The sequence below is a fragment of the Candidatus Synechococcus calcipolaris G9 genome (assembly GCF_029582805.1).
GTDB lineage: Bacteria > Cyanobacteriota > Cyanobacteriia > Thermosynechococcales > Thermosynechococcaceae > Synechococcus_F > Synechococcus_F calcipolaris.
In genome coordinates this window covers 182,362-195,750 of record NZ_JAKKUT010000001.1, presented here as the reverse complement: position 1 = coordinate 195,750, position 13,389 = coordinate 182,362, and the positions used below count along the sequence as shown (strand labels likewise).

General features: G+C 48.2%; 16 protein-coding genes and 1 CRISPR repeat array. Of the genes, 9 read left to right on the top strand and 7 right to left on the bottom strand.

Annotation, left to right across the window (positions count from 1 at the left end; translation table 11 throughout):
• The first annotated feature begins 79 nt into the window (after positions 1 to 79).
• Positions 80 to 604 (top strand): alpha/beta hydrolase, encoded by a 525-nt coding sequence (locus L3556_RS01035; protein WP_277865445.1) that lies wholly within the window; start codon positions 80 to 82, stop codon positions 602 to 604.
• A gap of 139 nt (positions 605 to 743) precedes the next feature.
• The gene (locus tag L3556_RS01030) at positions 744 to 1,787 is read left to right on the top strand and encodes a DUF2157 domain-containing protein (protein WP_277865444.1); all 1,044 of its coding nucleotides are present in this window, start codon (positions 744 to 746) and stop codon (positions 1,785 to 1,787) included.
• A 57-nt stretch (positions 1,788 to 1,844) separates the two neighbouring features.
• Here the strand turns inward: L3556_RS01030 and L3556_RS01025 are convergent, their stop codons facing one another.
• Both L3556_RS01025 and L3556_RS01020 read right to left on the bottom strand, forming a co-directional pair.
• Entirely contained in the window at positions 1,845 to 2,072 is a 228-nt protein-coding gene (locus L3556_RS01025; RefSeq protein ID WP_277865443.1) for a type II toxin-antitoxin system HicA family toxin, read from the bottom strand.
• Positions 2,065 to 2,274 carry a type II toxin-antitoxin system HicB family antitoxin gene (locus tag L3556_RS01020; RefSeq protein WP_277865442.1) on the bottom strand — a complete coding sequence of 70 codons (210 nt, stop codon included), beginning with the start codon at positions 2,272 to 2,274 and terminating at the stop codon, positions 2,065 to 2,067. The genes L3556_RS01025 and L3556_RS01020 overlap by 8 nt, the downstream gene beginning before the upstream one ends.
• A gap of 203 nt (positions 2,275 to 2,477) precedes the next feature.
• Here L3556_RS01020 and L3556_RS01015 point away from each other — a divergent pair, with 203 nt between their 5' ends.
• The gene (locus tag L3556_RS01015) at positions 2,478 to 3,371 is read left to right on the top strand and encodes a polyphosphate kinase 2 family protein (RefSeq protein WP_277865441.1); all 894 of its coding nucleotides are present in this window, start codon (positions 2,478 to 2,480) and stop codon (positions 3,369 to 3,371) included.
• Between the two features lie 27 nt (positions 3,372 to 3,398).
• On the opposite strand, the gene L3556_RS01010 is transcribed toward L3556_RS01015, so the two are convergent.
• Entirely contained in the window at positions 3,399 to 4,559 is a 1,161-nt protein-coding gene (locus tag L3556_RS01010; RefSeq protein WP_277865440.1) for a hypothetical protein, read from the bottom strand.
• Between the two features lie 161 nt (positions 4,560 to 4,720).
• Here L3556_RS01010 and cbiE point away from each other — a divergent pair, with 161 nt between their 5' ends.
• The 5 genes from cbiE to L3556_RS00985 all read left to right on the top strand — a co-directional run bounded on the left by cbiE (position 4,721) and on the right by L3556_RS00985 (position 9,987).
• Complete coding sequence (gene cbiE, locus L3556_RS01005; protein ID WP_277865439.1) at positions 4,721 to 6,004, top strand: precorrin-6y C5,15-methyltransferase (decarboxylating) subunit CbiE; 1,284 nt, start codon at positions 4,721 to 4,723, stop codon at positions 6,002 to 6,004.
• 239 nt (positions 6,005 to 6,243) lie between these two features.
• Positions 6,244 to 7,154: a CRISPR direct-repeat array (repeat unit 36 nt; unit sequence ATGGCTTCTATCCCAAGAAGTCGAACTAATGGAAAC).
• 163 nt (positions 7,155 to 7,317) lie between these two features.
• Positions 7,318 to 7,557: an antitoxin gene (locus L3556_RS01000; RefSeq protein ID WP_277865438.1), complete on the top strand. Its 240-nt coding sequence runs from the start codon at positions 7,318 to 7,320 to the stop codon at positions 7,555 to 7,557.
• Positions 7,558 to 7,953, top strand: coding sequence for a type II toxin-antitoxin system tRNA(fMet)-specific endonuclease VapC (gene vapC / locus L3556_RS00995; protein WP_277865437.1), 396 nt, complete (start codon positions 7,558 to 7,560; stop codon positions 7,951 to 7,953).
• Between the two features lie 233 nt (positions 7,954 to 8,186).
• Positions 8,187 to 9,500, top strand: a complete 1,314-nt coding sequence (gene murA, locus L3556_RS00990) for a UDP-N-acetylglucosamine 1-carboxyvinyltransferase (RefSeq protein ID WP_277865436.1) — start codon at positions 8,187 to 8,189, stop codon at positions 9,498 to 9,500.
• A 295-nt stretch (positions 9,501 to 9,795) separates the two neighbouring features.
• The gene (locus tag L3556_RS00985) at positions 9,796 to 9,987 is read left to right on the top strand and encodes a c-type cytochrome (RefSeq protein ID WP_277865435.1); all 192 of its coding nucleotides are present in this window, start codon (positions 9,796 to 9,798) and stop codon (positions 9,985 to 9,987) included.
• 354 nt (positions 9,988 to 10,341) lie between these two features.
• Here the strand turns inward: L3556_RS00985 and L3556_RS00980 are convergent, their stop codons facing one another.
• The 4 genes from L3556_RS00980 to L3556_RS00965 form a co-directional block, all read right to left on the bottom strand.
• Complete coding sequence (locus L3556_RS00980; protein ID WP_277865434.1) at positions 10,342 to 11,091, bottom strand: creatininase family protein; 750 nt, start codon at positions 11,089 to 11,091, stop codon at positions 10,342 to 10,344.
• An 86-nt stretch (positions 11,092 to 11,177) separates the two neighbouring features.
• Positions 11,178 to 11,585 carry a ferredoxin gene (locus tag L3556_RS00975; protein WP_277865433.1) on the bottom strand — a complete coding sequence of 136 codons (408 nt, stop codon included), beginning with the start codon at positions 11,583 to 11,585 and terminating at the stop codon, positions 11,178 to 11,180.
• On the bottom strand, positions 11,576 to 11,959 hold the full coding sequence (locus L3556_RS00970) for a DUF1257 domain-containing protein (RefSeq protein ID WP_277865432.1): 384 nt from the start codon (positions 11,957 to 11,959) through the stop codon (positions 11,576 to 11,578). Before L3556_RS00970 ends, L3556_RS00975 begins: the two co-directional genes overlap by 10 nt.
• A gap of 21 nt (positions 11,960 to 11,980) precedes the next feature.
• Complete coding sequence (locus L3556_RS00965; RefSeq protein WP_277865431.1) at positions 11,981 to 12,193, bottom strand: DUF2997 domain-containing protein; 213 nt, start codon at positions 12,191 to 12,193, stop codon at positions 11,981 to 11,983.
• Positions 12,194 to 12,661: 468 nt separating this feature from the next.
• On the opposite strand from L3556_RS00965, the gene upp reads away from it, so the two are divergent.
• Complete coding sequence (upp, locus tag L3556_RS00960) at positions 12,662 to 13,312, top strand: uracil phosphoribosyltransferase (protein WP_277865430.1); 651 nt, start codon at positions 12,662 to 12,664, stop codon at positions 13,310 to 13,312.
• Positions 13,313 to 13,389 lie beyond the last annotated feature (77 nt).

Sequence of the window (13,389 nt, the reverse complement as noted above, 5' to 3'; positions counted from 1 at the left end):
GTTATACTGCAAAGCGATGCATCATTGATGCGATCCATCTTGAGAATTCTACTTTGGTTGTTTTGGAGTTTAACGGACAATGCTTAAGCGTTTATCTAACTGGCTGCTGCTACTGGCAATCCCCTGTGGTGCCGTCTTAACCAGTAATGGGGCAAAGGCAGCGGACTACCTCTCCCTTACCTACGGAGCCTTCCAACGGTCTGTTCCCATGTCTGAAGTCAGACAATTTGCAGAGACCCAAGTGGCCACTGGAGATTTACAGGCAATCCTACGGATGGTTCCTGAAGAGGAAGAGGCGCAGCTACTTCAAGCCCTGAATGTCAAACTTCCCTTAGGTGTTGTAGCCGTCAATAATCTGCTCAATACCGAGTTGGGTAAGCAGTTGTTAACCCAAGGCTCTAAGCTCACGGTACGTCGGGATAAGGCCGGATCCTATGCCATTAGTGGGGCACTTTTGACCGCCGCTGGCACTTCGGAAGGCCTCAGTCTACTCACCTTTTTAGAGTCCTATCCGGCGGAAACCGTCACCTTTGATCTCAAGGCCCTGAGTGCCATGACGAAGGATGGAAATCTAGCCAACCTGCTGGGTGGATTAGGTCGCTAAGGTCTCTAGTATTTAACCCCCTAGTTTTTCTATGGGGTTCATATCGCCAATTCCTAGGTTGTTTTTTGCCGGAGAATCTACCTGTTGCCATCCTACGTGGACATACAACGGTGTGGAGTCATCCGGCTAATTTAATTCTATGAAAATCTATAAAGATGATTTAGATTGGGCTGCCAACCAAGGCATTATCTCAGCAGAACAGGCAGATACGCTGTGGCAAGCCCTGGGCGATCGCCGGGCCCAGCAGCCTCAGTTTAGTGCCGGAAATGTGGCCTACTACTTTGGCGCACTCATTGTCATCTCAGCCATGGGCTGGTTTATGGGCCTGGCCTGGGAATCCTTTAGTGGTGGCGGCTTATTTCTCATCGCTACGATTTACGCCCTGCTGTTTATCATGGCGGGACGCACCCTCTACTTTTCCCAAAATGTGCGGATTGCCGGTGGCCTTTTATTTACCATTGCTGTTTGTATGACCCCCCTTGCCATCTATGGTCTACAGCGATGGACGGGATTTTGGCTAGTGGGGGATCCCGGCTCCTACCGCGATTTTTATGTCTGGATTCGCGGCGGTTGGTTCTTTATGGAATTAGCCACCATCATCAGTAGTTTGGTTGCCCTCCACTTTGTCCGATTTCCGTTTTTAGTTGCGCCCCTAGCCTTTTCCCTTTGGTTTATGGCGATGGATATTGTGCCTCTCATCTACGAAGGGGAAGGAATCATCTGGCAGCAACGGCTCCTGGTGTCCATGTGGTTTGGTATTGCCATGATCATTGCCGCCTATTGGGTTGATCTTAGAAATCGCCGCAGTCAAGGAGACTATGGGTTTTGGCTTTATTTCTTTGGCTTAATCTCCTTTTGGGGTAGCTTACCCCTGATGCCCTCGGAAACCGAATGGGATCATTTTCTCTATTGCTTGGTTAACCTGATCCTAATGTTTCTGTCTATTCTACTGAAGCGGCGTATTTTTATGATCTTTGGGGGGTTAGGGGTTTTTGGCTACTTGACTCGATTAGCCCTGGTTGTCTTTGCCAATAGTCTCTTATTTCCCTTTGCCCTGAGTGCTCTCGGTATTGCCATTATTTACTTGGGGGTTCTCTACCAAAAGCATTACAAAGCCCTTGAGCAATGGATTCAGCGGATCGTACCGGAGTGGATGGAAAAACTTATTCCCAGGGAAAATTAAGGTAGATGCTAATTTTATCTTAATTTTTTCCTTGTCGGTACAAATTCATATTAGGCTTCACAGATTTTCAATAAACTCTTCGACTGTGACTTGCACTTGCTTAAGAATGCCGCTCAACGTACCAACCTTCAATTCATGATGCATGGGGACAACGCAGCCAATTTTGCCCTCTTTGGTTTCTTTTTTCATCACAACATGACTGCCTGTTTGACGAACTTGCTCGAATCCTAAGCGCTCAAGTGCCCGAATCGCTTCTCTGCTTGAGATCCGTGGCATCTTAGGCATAGCTGACCTCAATGCTAGTTACAAGCCTAGGAGATGTTTCCGGTAGGGGAAATTCTTCTAGGTAGAGCCGCGTTGCCTCTCTCAAACCCGCGATCGCCTGCTCAATCGATTCTCCTTGATCAACCGTCCCCACCTCTGGACATTCAGCAATGTACATATCATCTTCTTTATGCAGAATGACTGTAAAACTGCGACTTTTCATGATTAAAAACCTTTTATAAAAAGAAAGAATTACCTTACCCTAACAGATTAACATGAGGGTAATGTAGGCTTCTGCAACGATTGTGCAAGATTACCCTGGATATAGGGTTGCCATTGTTGTTGCTTTGATCCTGAGCTAGGATAGGCGACTATAATGGGCCGCCTGTATCTCAGACATTTAACTGGATTTAAGAAAAAACCATAATGATTCCTAAAGATTTTATTGACCAGATTTCACCCAAACGCTATTTAGTCCCCACGGATGGATCCTTTTCCTGGAAAGATTATGATCCAGGGGATACCGCCGGTCTCAAGGATAAGGTTGAAGCCAAAGAACTGCTAGATGCGGGCATTCAAGACCTGGCCAAGTACCAAAGTATTTTATATGCCCAAAACATTTATGCGATCCTGATTCAGTTTCAAGCCATGGATGCCGGTGGCAAGGACAGCATGATTAAGCATGTGATGTCGGGATTGAATCCCCAGGGTTGCCAGGTCTACAGTTTTAAGGCTCCCTCCAGTGAAGAATTGGATCATGATTATCTGTGGCGGGCCAACAGGGCGTTGCCGGAGCGGGGCTGTATTGGTATTTTTAACCGCTCGTACTATGAAGAAGTCTTAATTGTGCGCGTCCATCCAGAGTTTTTGCAGCGGCAGCAACTCCCCCCCAGTGCGAAGGGAAAGGGGATATGGAAGCAGCGTTTCCAAGAAATCAACAATTATGAAAAATACCTGAATGATAATGGTATTCTTCTGCTGAAGTTTTTCCTGAATATTTCTAAGGATGAACAAAAGGAACGATTTTTAGAGCGAATTAATCGCCCTGAAAAGAACTGGAAGTTTTCCGTGGATGATGTGCGAGATCGCGCCTATTGGGATGACTACATGGAAGCCTACGCAGATATTTTTCGCCACACCAGTACCCCTTGGGCCCCTTGGCATATTATTCCCTCTAATCGGAAATGGTTTGCCCGTCTCATGGTGGGTCACTTTATTCACCAAAAACTCAAGTCCTTGGATCTCCATTATCCGGTGGTCACGGATGAGCATCGCCAGAAGCTCCTGGAGGCAAAGGTGGTTTTAGAAAGCGAAGATTAATAATTAGATCACATTAATCTTCTGTTTTTAATCCTCTGTTTTTTGACTCTGTTCCTGCTCTTGGCGGGCAATGAGGGCGGTTTGCCGTGTTTTTTGCCGCAGAAAGGCTAAACCACTATAGACCATAAAGGCCGTGTCCCAGTAACTATCTTCTTGACGAAAGAGATTGATGCGCGGCGCAACCATCCCTAAAGGCTCCTTAAAATCCATGCTGGTTTCTGCAAAACTGGTAAATTCATTCCAAGTGGTGAGGCCGGGCCGGGCATGGTTCCATAGGGCCGTGAGTTGTCGCCAGTTTGCCCAGGAGGTATTTTGATCCATTTGCAGTGTTGCCCCCTGGGGGTGGGTATTTTGGGCCGGACTCAGGTCGATGCCGCGATTAAATTGATAGCCTCCCCGATAAAATCGCAAAATAATATTTTTCTTGATCAGGTGCAAATCACAGCACTGGGCGTGATCCTGTACCTGTTCTTTATGGACGATTTTGCCCCGTGTATTGCGATCGACGACGGCTTCAAAAATAGGAAGCAGTCCTTCTACGCGCTGTTCGACTTCTGGCCATGTAAAAACAAAGGAGAAGGGTTCGGGCTGTAAGGTTGAGGTGCAGATGACTTCGGGTTTGGGCTGAAGGGCTTGAATATAGCGGACTTCTAAGACTTGAATTTGATTGATGGGGTCAATGGGTAGGCAAAAGAGGGGAATGCCCGCGGATTTTAATTCTTCGCTATAGACCCGCAGTTCGCCGAGGGTTCCCAATCGCAATAATCGCCAGCCTCGGCTGGGAATTAACAGTCGGGCCACGTAGGCATCTAGTTTGAGAACCTGGGCTAGTTTTCGGGCAAACTCGGTTTTGGTGTCTTGGTTGGGCACGCCTTCTAGAACTAAGGCGGCCCGTTTCTCGCTATGGGGATCCTGACTAATTTGGTCGATCGCCGCCTGACGTTTTTCTTGACGATTTTTTTCAATATCCAGTAATCCTTGCCGGGCTGCCTGAGTCAGTTTGGGGCCACAATTTAGGCGCAGAACATGGCGAAAATTTGCATCTGCGGCCTCCCATTTTTCCGTGGCCAGTTCTAGGCGAGCGGTACAGAAGATGACCATTGGATCATCCTTGGGGAGGGGTTGTAACAGGGCCTCGGCTTTGGCGTAGTCGCCCTGCTCTAAGGCTGTCATGACTTGGGCAATCATAGGGGGTAGGATTAAGTCAGATCACCCCAATTGTAAACGTACCCTGTCAGGTATTGGGGATGCCCCAAAAAAGATGCCCAAGAAAAGATGAGTTGATCACCATTTAGGGCGGATGCTGTTTTTGCCTAGACTGGGCCATTGAAACTGAGCCATTGAAATTTATGACACCTATTCATGTGGTTGGGATTGGCTTGGACGGTTTGGCGGGTCTAGGGGCAACCATTCAAGACCTGATTTTTAGGGCAACCCTTTGGGTGGGCAGCGATCGCCCCCTCAGTTATTTACCCGATCGCCCCATTCCTCGCCTGGGATTAGGGGATATCTCCGAGATAGTTGATCCAGTTAAAGATCATATCCAGAGCCACCCTGATCCCTTGGTGATCATTTTTGCTAGTGGCGATCCCCTTTTTTTTGGTTTGGGGCGTTTTCTCCTGGAGGTCTTTCCCAGGGATTGGCTCACATTCCATCCCCATTACAGTGCGGCACAACTGGCCTTTAGTCGCCTGAAGGTGCCTTGGCAAGATGCGGTGGTACTGAGTGGCCATGGTCGTTCCTTGGAGCCACTGATCCAAACATTGCAGCGGGGAGCAGAAAAAATTGCCATCTATACCGATGCCCACCAATCCCTTGGGGAGATCGCCCGGTTGTATCAATCCTTGGGTTTACCCGTCACCTATCAGGCTTGGCTATGCGAGAACCTAGGGGGGGACAAGGAACGGCTTGAGATGATCGACTTAAGGGATTCGGAACCGTTGCAACCCCTGAGTCCTCTGAATATCCTGATTTTGCTGCGCCAGCCCCAAGTTTTAGATCCGGCTAATGGACAAGACCCCTCACTGCCTCTGTTGGGCTTGGGGGAGCAGGAGTTCTATGGTTTTCCCGATCGCCCGGGTCTGATGACAAAGCGGGAGGTGCGGGTGTTGATTTTGGCAGAATTAGGCCTCTCAGCGGATGTGGCGGTTGTTTGGGATATTGGTGCGGGCACGGGGTCAGTATCCATTGAAATTGCGCGATTATTACCCAATGCTCAGGTCTATGCCATTGAAAAAACGGCGATGGGGGAGCAGCTTATTCGTAAAAACTGCGATCGCCACCGGATCCAGACGATTACGGCCATTCGGGGAACCGCCCCCGCTGTTTTTGCTCAGTTACCCGCCCCGGATCGTGTCTTTTTGGGAGGTAGTGGCGGCTATTTGGATGCTATTTTGCCGGAGGCTTGGTCAAGGCTTTGCCCTGGGGGAGTTCTGGTGATGGCGTTCACGACCCTAGAGCATCAAGGCCGTGTGCTTGATTGGTGTCAAGGAATGAACCAACAGCCCCAAGTCCTCCAGATCAATCTGGGTCGCTCTATTCCCCTGGGCCCCTATACGCGCCTAGAGCCACTCAATCCAGTGAGCTTGATTCGTGTAGTCAAGCCGATGTCTCGGATGGGGTTTTCAATTTAGAGGTGTTGCATCTTGTTAATCGAATTTAACGTTTGTTTACAGTTAGTTTGCTTTCCACTTCGGATCCCTGCCGCTGTGGCTGGAAACCCCCATTATTGGGTAAAGGGGGCCGAACCCTTGGCTGGTCTGGGTTTCAGGTTTTTATTTTCATGATAAAAATTTTTGCTCAGAGGTGGCGGCTGACCCCCTCGAAATGGGTGGCTCAAACCCAGGCCAGAGTTGTGCTAATATACATAACTATGGCTTCTATCCCAAGAAGTCGAACTAATGGAAACAAGGTTAACTGGGGATACTACAAACTCCAGAAAAATCCAATGGCTTCTATCCCAAGAAGTCGAACTAATGGAAACTAACATAATCAGTCTCAATATATGAAAGTTTATTTATGGCTTCTATCCCAAGAAGTCGAACTAATGGAAACACGAAGGATTAGGACTTGATAGCCGTCCTCGTCAACCTATGGCTTCTATCCCAAGAAGTCGAACTAATGGAAACCCTCAAAATTCGGTTGCGATTTCTTTTTCGGGAAAAATGGCTTCTATCCCAAGAAGTCGAACTAATGGAAACGGGTTACTTTGCCGATAGTTACGGACAATCTCACTAATGGCTTCTATCCCAAGAAGTCGAACTAATGGAAACGGGTTACTTTGCCGATAGTTACGGACAATCTCACTAATGGCTTCTATCCCAAGAAGTCGAACTAATGGAAACTGGCAGAAGTCAGAAAACTGCCCGACAATTTCTGCGATGGCTTCTATCCCAAGAAGTCGAACTAATGGAAACGGATTACGGGGATCGCTTACCCCATCTTTCCCTGTGAGATGGCTTCTATCCCAAGAAGTCGAACTAATGGAAACTGTAGGGCGCATAAGCACCTAAACTCCCATTCAGGATCATGGCTTCTATCCCAAGAAGTCGAACTAATGGAAACAAGAATGGCTTGAGTTCAGGATAGGATAATCCATCTATGGCTTCTATCCCAAGAAGTCGAACTAATGGAAACCTGAGGAAGCCATTCCCGGAACGCCACCCGTTGGCTATATGGCTTCTATCCCAAGAAGTCGAACTAATAAGTAACCCGACGGAACTACTCCAGTCGGTTTTTTTGTAGATCATGGTTTCCATACCAAGAAGTCGAATTAATGGGCACGTCAATTAATTCAAAATCCGGGGCGATCTCATCCAATATCTCAATGGTTTTAGCTTCTATTTTCAGTAAATCGATCAATTTTTCGAGGTGTCCTCGCGATCGCCTACAAAGAAAAGGATAGAGAAGTATATACTAAAAATATACATTATTAGTTCAGCGTGGCATGGCTAAACCGAAGACAGCAAAGTTATTTGTGAATGGAAATAGTCAGGCGGTTCGTCTTCCACGGGAGTTTCGTTTCGAGGGGAACGAGGTCTATATCCGCAAGGAAGGTGATCATGTAATTTTGTCTCCCAAACGGCGATCGTGGCGAGATTTTTTTGAGACTGTGCCCCTGGCCTCAGCAGACTTTATCTTGACTCGACATAACGATCCGTCTCAAACGCGAGAGGACTTATTTTAGGTGTTTCTCCTCGATACGAATATCTGTATCTATGTGATGAAGCACCGTCCGCCCCAGTTATTGGAAAAGTTTGAAGCGGTTGCTGCGGAAACGATGGGTATTTCTGTCATTACCCTTGCGGAGTTGGAACACGGTGTTGCCAAATCCCAAGCTGTGATGAAAAATCGACAAGTTTTAGAGGCATTTCTATCCCATGTGGAAATTATGGATTGGAATCAAGGAGCAGCAAGGGTTTATGGGGAGATTTCCACAGCGTTAGAGCGACGGGGAATGGTTATTGGTCAAATGGATTTAATGATTGCAGCCCATGCTTTAAGTTTGGATTCAATTTTAATCACAAATAATGTACGGGAGTTTGAACGGATTCCTGGCTTAATACTAGAAAATTGGGTTTAAGCAAAGGTAAATCCCCTTTGGATAGCGAAAGTCGGCCTTCCTTACTAGATTCAGCAATGATACAAATCTTCAACCATCTTCCTAGGGGCTATAATTTTTCGGTGACAATTTATACTGCGTTCGATGCATTTCCCCTGAAGTGGGCCCTAAATGATGCATAAATCTAGGCAAAGATGGGGTAGAATCTGTGGGAATTGAAAAATTAAAAATTATACTTTGTGGGTAGCTTTTCTATGTTGAACTCTGGAGATAGTACGTACCCCGTTGATCAGCCTCGGTTACACATTAAGGGGGGATATTCCCTTGCCGGGGAGGTTCGCATAAGTGGGGCCAAAAACTCGGCCTTAGTGTTAATGGCCGGTGCCCTCCTAGCGGATGATACGTGCTACCTCAGAAATGTCCCTGCCCTAGCAGATATTGGTCGGATGGCAGAAATCCTACAGGCGATCGGGGTCACGGTAAAAGAACAGAGTGATGGCATTGAAATTAACGCTCAGGATCTAAACGCCACCAATCCTCCCTACGCCTTAGTGAGCCAGTTACGGGCCAGCTTTTTTGCCATTGGCCCTCTCTTAGCCCGCCTAGGGGTTGCCAATGTTCCCTTACCGGGGGGATGTGCCATTGGAGCGCGGCCAGTAGAACTCCATGTGCGCGGTCTCCAAGCCCTAGGGGCAGAGGTGATCATTGATCATGGCGTGGTGCAAGCCTATGCCCCAAAACTCAAAGGCGCAAAAATTTACCTAGACTATCCCAGTGTCGGGGCAACGGAAACCCTGATGATGGCCGCAACCTTGGCAGACGGGGAAACGGTCATTGACAATGCCGCCCAGGAACCAGAAGTGGTGGATTTAGCTAACTTCTGTATTGCCATGGGGGCCAAAATCTATGGTGCCGGAACCAACTCCATCACCATTGTTGGTGTCGATCGCCTCCACGGAACCGAGTACGATATTATTCCCGATCGCATTGAAGCCAGTACCTTTCTCCTCGCCGCCGCCATTACCCACTCGGAAATTAGTCTAGCTCCCATCATTCCTGGCCACTTGACCGCAGCGATCGCCAAGCTAGAGGAAATTGGAGCCAAAATTAAACTCGAAGGGCCCCAACGCCTGCGAATCATTCCCGCAGAAACCTACTCCGGCAGTGACATTGAAACCTTGCCCTATCCAGGGTTCCCCACAGATATGCAGTCCCTATTTATGAGCCTATTAGCCGTCAGCAAGGGCAACAGCTTAGTCAGTGAAACGGTATTTGAAAATCGCTTTGGCCACGTCCCCGAACTAAATCGGATGGGGGCAGATATCCGAGTCAAGGGGAATCATGCCGTTATTCGCGGGGTTCCCTTCCTCTCCGGCGCACCGGTCATGGGCACAGACCTACGGGCAACGGCGGCCCTAGTGGTGGCGGGTCTAGCAGCTAAGGGGGAAACCATTGTCCATGGTTTGCAGCATTTAGATCGGGGCTATGAAGCGATAGAAATCAAGTTAGGGCAACTGGGGGCGAAACTGGAACGTCGTGGTGGAGTCACCCAGCCAGTCAAATGTTGACATTTTGTTGACATTGGGAATTGTTACACCTTGAATCCCTTGCCGCAAAAGTTTAAGATATGTGATGAAATCCTAAGATCCTCAACTTAAACTTTACTAAAGAGTAACATCTTGGCACATCAGGCGATCCCGAAGGAATCAACGGGACTGGGTTGGCTTTGGCTCAGTCTTTTTATGTTTGTGGTAGCCGCAGGGATTTTTTTTACCCTGATCCGGTTGCCCATGGCGGATCCCTATATCCAATCGGTGCTATCTATTTCTGGGGACATCAAGCGGGGAGAACAAATTTTTTTTAATGAATTGCTCCGGCTGCCATGGTGTAGATGCCCAAGGGCGTGTGGGCCCAAGCCTCATTCAAATTTCCGACCGGCGATCGCAACTCCATTTAATTCAGCAGATTACCAGTGGTCAAACCCCCCCCATGCCTAAATTTCAAGCCCAACCCCAAGAAATGGCCGATCTCCTCAGTTATTTAAATAAACTTTGACACTACCCTGTCCTAAAAGGTATTCAGCTATCCACTATTAACTTTTATCAGTCAACCAGGGCATCGACTCAATTAAGGCCCTTAGTACTTTATTGACCGATTCTGGTGTTGTAAAAATTTGGGCTACATCTTCATCTAAAACCACAACTTTTAACCCTTGCTTCCCACTGCTAGTAGCAAAGCGATTAGACTTTTTCTTTCCATAATCAAAATGGTATTCAGTTTAGAAGCTCGTCATCTGAATCGTGTGACTTCTCAAAAAGTATTTTGCTCATAATCTTCACGTTCTCTTCGAGTAGCTAAACGAGCACTGATCATGCGAATAGCATTAGGAGTTAATGTGACAAAAGAGGGTTAATCCTGAGTTAAAAATGTTTCATAGCTGCGGCTGAGTTCTTCCACCGCCAATTGATAAAATTTTTGTCCCATCTCTGGGGTCGCCAAACTGGGATCCGATCCCATCCGCCCATCGGGATAGCGACGGCGGAAATCTTGGGGGCCATAAATGCGACAGGTTTGATTCACCTCCGGGTCTAGGATCGCCTCCTTAATGGCTTCAGGATAGACAAACTGTGTCAAAGCAACTTCGCTGGGGGTGGCATGGGAACCTTCGCGATCGCCATAGACCTCATGGGCTAACTTCATCACCGAACGAACCATAAACCAATTGGCTAATTGACATTGGACGCGATCGCCCCCCGGAATATTTAAGTCCAACAGGGTGGTATAGGTTTCGGCAAATGCCGCTTTCAGCGTGGCGATATTCCCGCCATGGCCATTAATAAAAAAGAACTTCTGAAATCCAGCCCGACTCAAGCTCACTAGATAATCCCGAATCACCAGAATCAACGTACTTGGCCGGAGACTGATACTACCGGGAAAGTCCGTGTGGTGTAACGCCATGCCCACATTAAGGGTCGGTGCCACAAAGGCCCCGGTTTCCTCCCCCACCCCCTTGGCAACGACTTCGGCACAGATGGCATCGGTTCCAATCAAACCGGTGGGGCCATGCTGTTCCGTGGAGCCAATGGGCAAAATAATACCCTGGGATGTTTGTAAGTAGGTTTCAACTTCTGGCCAGGTGGAAAGGTGGAGGAGGGGCATGGTCGGAACGTCGTCCTCACAGGTGCTTAAGGATAAAATGCTTAGGGGGAAAATAAGACTGGGATTTTAATTTGGGATTTTTAAGTCTAAGATCGCTTTTTGCGATGGGTTGCGGCTCGATCAATGGGAAAACCCGCCAGGGGAACCACCTGATCCTGTCGATCCCGCTCAAGCTGCTTTAGCTCCGTATAGTCTACCCAATGAATACAATCCACCGGGCAGGTATCAATGGCCTCCTGAATCAATTCCTGGCTATCCCCATCCTGGCGAACTACCCGCGATCGCCCATAGCTCGGCTCAATGTAAAACGTATTACGGGCCACGTGGGCACAGTGCTTACAGCCAATGCAGGTAATCTCATCGACATACACCCCCCGCTGACGACGGATACCCCCCAACTCCGGCTCCAAACCAGAGCGAGATAGGCTTTGACGCAGATGCCCACCCAACTCTGGCTCTTGACCTGAGGGCTGATTTAAGGCCGTTACCGCCACCGCTGCACCACCAGACGCACACTGCCATCGGCCTGCTGCTGCTCCTCGCTCACTTGGAAACCTTGGGCACTGGCGGACTGAACCACGGCATGGTAGGCATAGCGTTGACTGACTTTATTAATAAACCGATCCACTGACCAGGCCTGTTGCCAAAAATCTAGATCCGCCACCAGTTCATACTCAGTACCATTCCAGCGAAAGCCCACATCATAGCCATTATCCTGGGGCATCACCACTTGGGCCGTATCGGTTTGACCCCGAAAACCACGAATTTCTTGGGGACCGGGCTTCCACGATAGACCCAAATCATTGAGAGCGGCTTCCAGGGCAGGCAAGCTACGAATTTGGGTTTTGATCTGGCTGAAATGTGACATGGGTGTTTGAATCCTCAAAAACTACCATTGACTATGAACAATCTGGGGGATGGACTGCTGACCTTCCACGTCAAGAGCTTCCGCAAAATACTCTGACGTGGGTTGTTGACTAATGACACAGCCCAACTGCTCCTCAATGGCAGCCGTGACTTCTGCACAGGACGAACCACTGATCCCCGTGACTGTTTCAACTACTCGACCATCAGGGTAAATAATAAACTCCAACGTTTCCATAGGGCAGTTAATTTATGCCTCAGAGATAATAATGAACTAAAATCCTCTACCCCACAAAGGAGAGAAAGGCGTTCCCATGCAATCAATTGTGACGAAAGGCAACCAAAAGAGTCAAGTCTGTACAAAACTTAATAATTTGATTTCACGATCACGGATCACTTTTGCAGGAGATTAATTTATTGCAATTATTTTTCAACTTGAATCAACAAAACCTTCCAGGAATAGGCATCCTGAAACTCAGTTGTCTAGATTATGGAATCCAAGACCCAAGGTTAAGGGCAAAAAAAAGGGGGCCGGCCGAAAATGACTGACCCCACCTGCCGATTCCTCAGAGAGGAGAACACTAAAGCTTAGTCTAGTATAGTTGAGAAAATATATCAATAGCCTAGGCAGATTTTTTTTCAATTCTGGGCAAGGGCAGCAATTCGGTGGACAATCAGAGAATTAAGACCCCCCATGAGGTTTGGCATGACATTGCAGCTAAAGGTCTATGTGCCCCCCCATCCCCTAATTAAGCATTGGTTAGCGGTTGTGCGTGATGCCATGACCCCCACACCCCTATTTCGGGCAGGAATGACGGAGTTGGGACGTTGGTTAGCCTACGAAGCCAGTCGTGATTGGTTGCCCACCCAGGAAACCGTTGTGGAAACACCCCTCACCTCCTGTGCGGCAACGGTCATTGATGCCACGACCCCCTTAATTGTGGTGCCGATTTTGCGGGCTGGATTAGCTCTCCTAGAGGGGGCCCAAGCCGTCTTACCCTTGGCCCAGACGTACCACATTGGCATTGTTCGCAATGAAGAGACCCTAGAACCCAGTTGCTATCTAAATAAATTTCCAGCCCAGTTTGAGCCGAATACCCATGTTTTAATTAGTGAACCCATGCTGGCGACCGGTGGCTCTATCTTGACGGCGATGGCGGAACTGACCCAACGGGGGATTGATCCCGCCCTGGTACGAATTATTTCTGTGGTGACGGCTCCACCGGCCTTGCAAAAGTTAGGGGCAATCTATCCAGGGGTTCAGGTCTATGCCGCAACCATTGATGAAGGACTCAACGATCGCGGTTTTATTGTTCCTGGACTGGGAGATGCGGGCGATCGCGCCTTTGGAACCTAGAATATCTAACCAATTGCCTTATGAAACCCCACCCAATCCGATTTCCACTCAAGACCTATCCCCAATTCTTTTTCTAA

Excerpts from the sequence above, each read along its gene's own strand:
- L3556_RS01035 (WP_277865445.1), top strand. The coding sequence starts at position 80 with ATGCTTAAGCGTTTATCTAACTGGCTGCTGCTACTGGCAATCCCCTGT.
- L3556_RS01030 (WP_277865444.1), top strand. The coding sequence starts at position 744 with ATGAAAATCTATAAAGATGATTTAGATTGGGCTGCCAACCAAGGCATT.
- L3556_RS01025 (WP_277865443.1), bottom strand. The coding sequence starts at position 2,072 with ATGCCTAAGATGCCACGGATCTCAAGCAGAGAAGCGATTCGGGCACTT.
- L3556_RS01020 (WP_277865442.1), bottom strand. The coding sequence starts at position 2,274 with ATGAAAAGTCGCAGTTTTACAGTCATTCTGCATAAAGAAGATGATATG.
- L3556_RS01015 (WP_277865441.1), top strand. The coding sequence starts at position 2,478 with ATGATTCCTAAAGATTTTATTGACCAGATTTCACCCAAACGCTATTTA.
- L3556_RS01010 (WP_277865440.1), bottom strand. The coding sequence starts at position 4,559 with ATGATTGCCCAAGTCATGACAGCCTTAGAGCAGGGCGACTACGCCAAA.
- cbiE (WP_277865439.1), top strand. The coding sequence starts at position 4,721 with ATGACACCTATTCATGTGGTTGGGATTGGCTTGGACGGTTTGGCGGGT.
- L3556_RS01000 (WP_277865438.1), top strand. The coding sequence starts at position 7,318 with ATGGCTAAACCGAAGACAGCAAAGTTATTTGTGAATGGAAATAGTCAG.
- murA (WP_277865436.1), top strand. The coding sequence starts at position 8,187 with ATGTTGAACTCTGGAGATAGTACGTACCCCGTTGATCAGCCTCGGTTA.
- L3556_RS00985 (WP_277865435.1), top strand. The coding sequence starts at position 9,796 with ATGAATTGCTCCGGCTGCCATGGTGTAGATGCCCAAGGGCGTGTGGGC.
- L3556_RS00980 (WP_277865434.1), bottom strand. The coding sequence starts at position 11,091 with ATGCCCCTCCTCCACCTTTCCACCTGGCCAGAAGTTGAAACCTACTTA.
- L3556_RS00970 (WP_277865432.1), bottom strand. The coding sequence starts at position 11,959 with ATGTCACATTTCAGCCAGATCAAAACCCAAATTCGTAGCTTGCCTGCC.
- L3556_RS00965 (WP_277865431.1), bottom strand. The coding sequence starts at position 12,193 with ATGGAAACGTTGGAGTTTATTATTTACCCTGATGGTCGAGTAGTTGAA.
- upp (WP_277865430.1), top strand. The coding sequence starts at position 12,662 with ATGACATTGCAGCTAAAGGTCTATGTGCCCCCCCATCCCCTAATTAAG.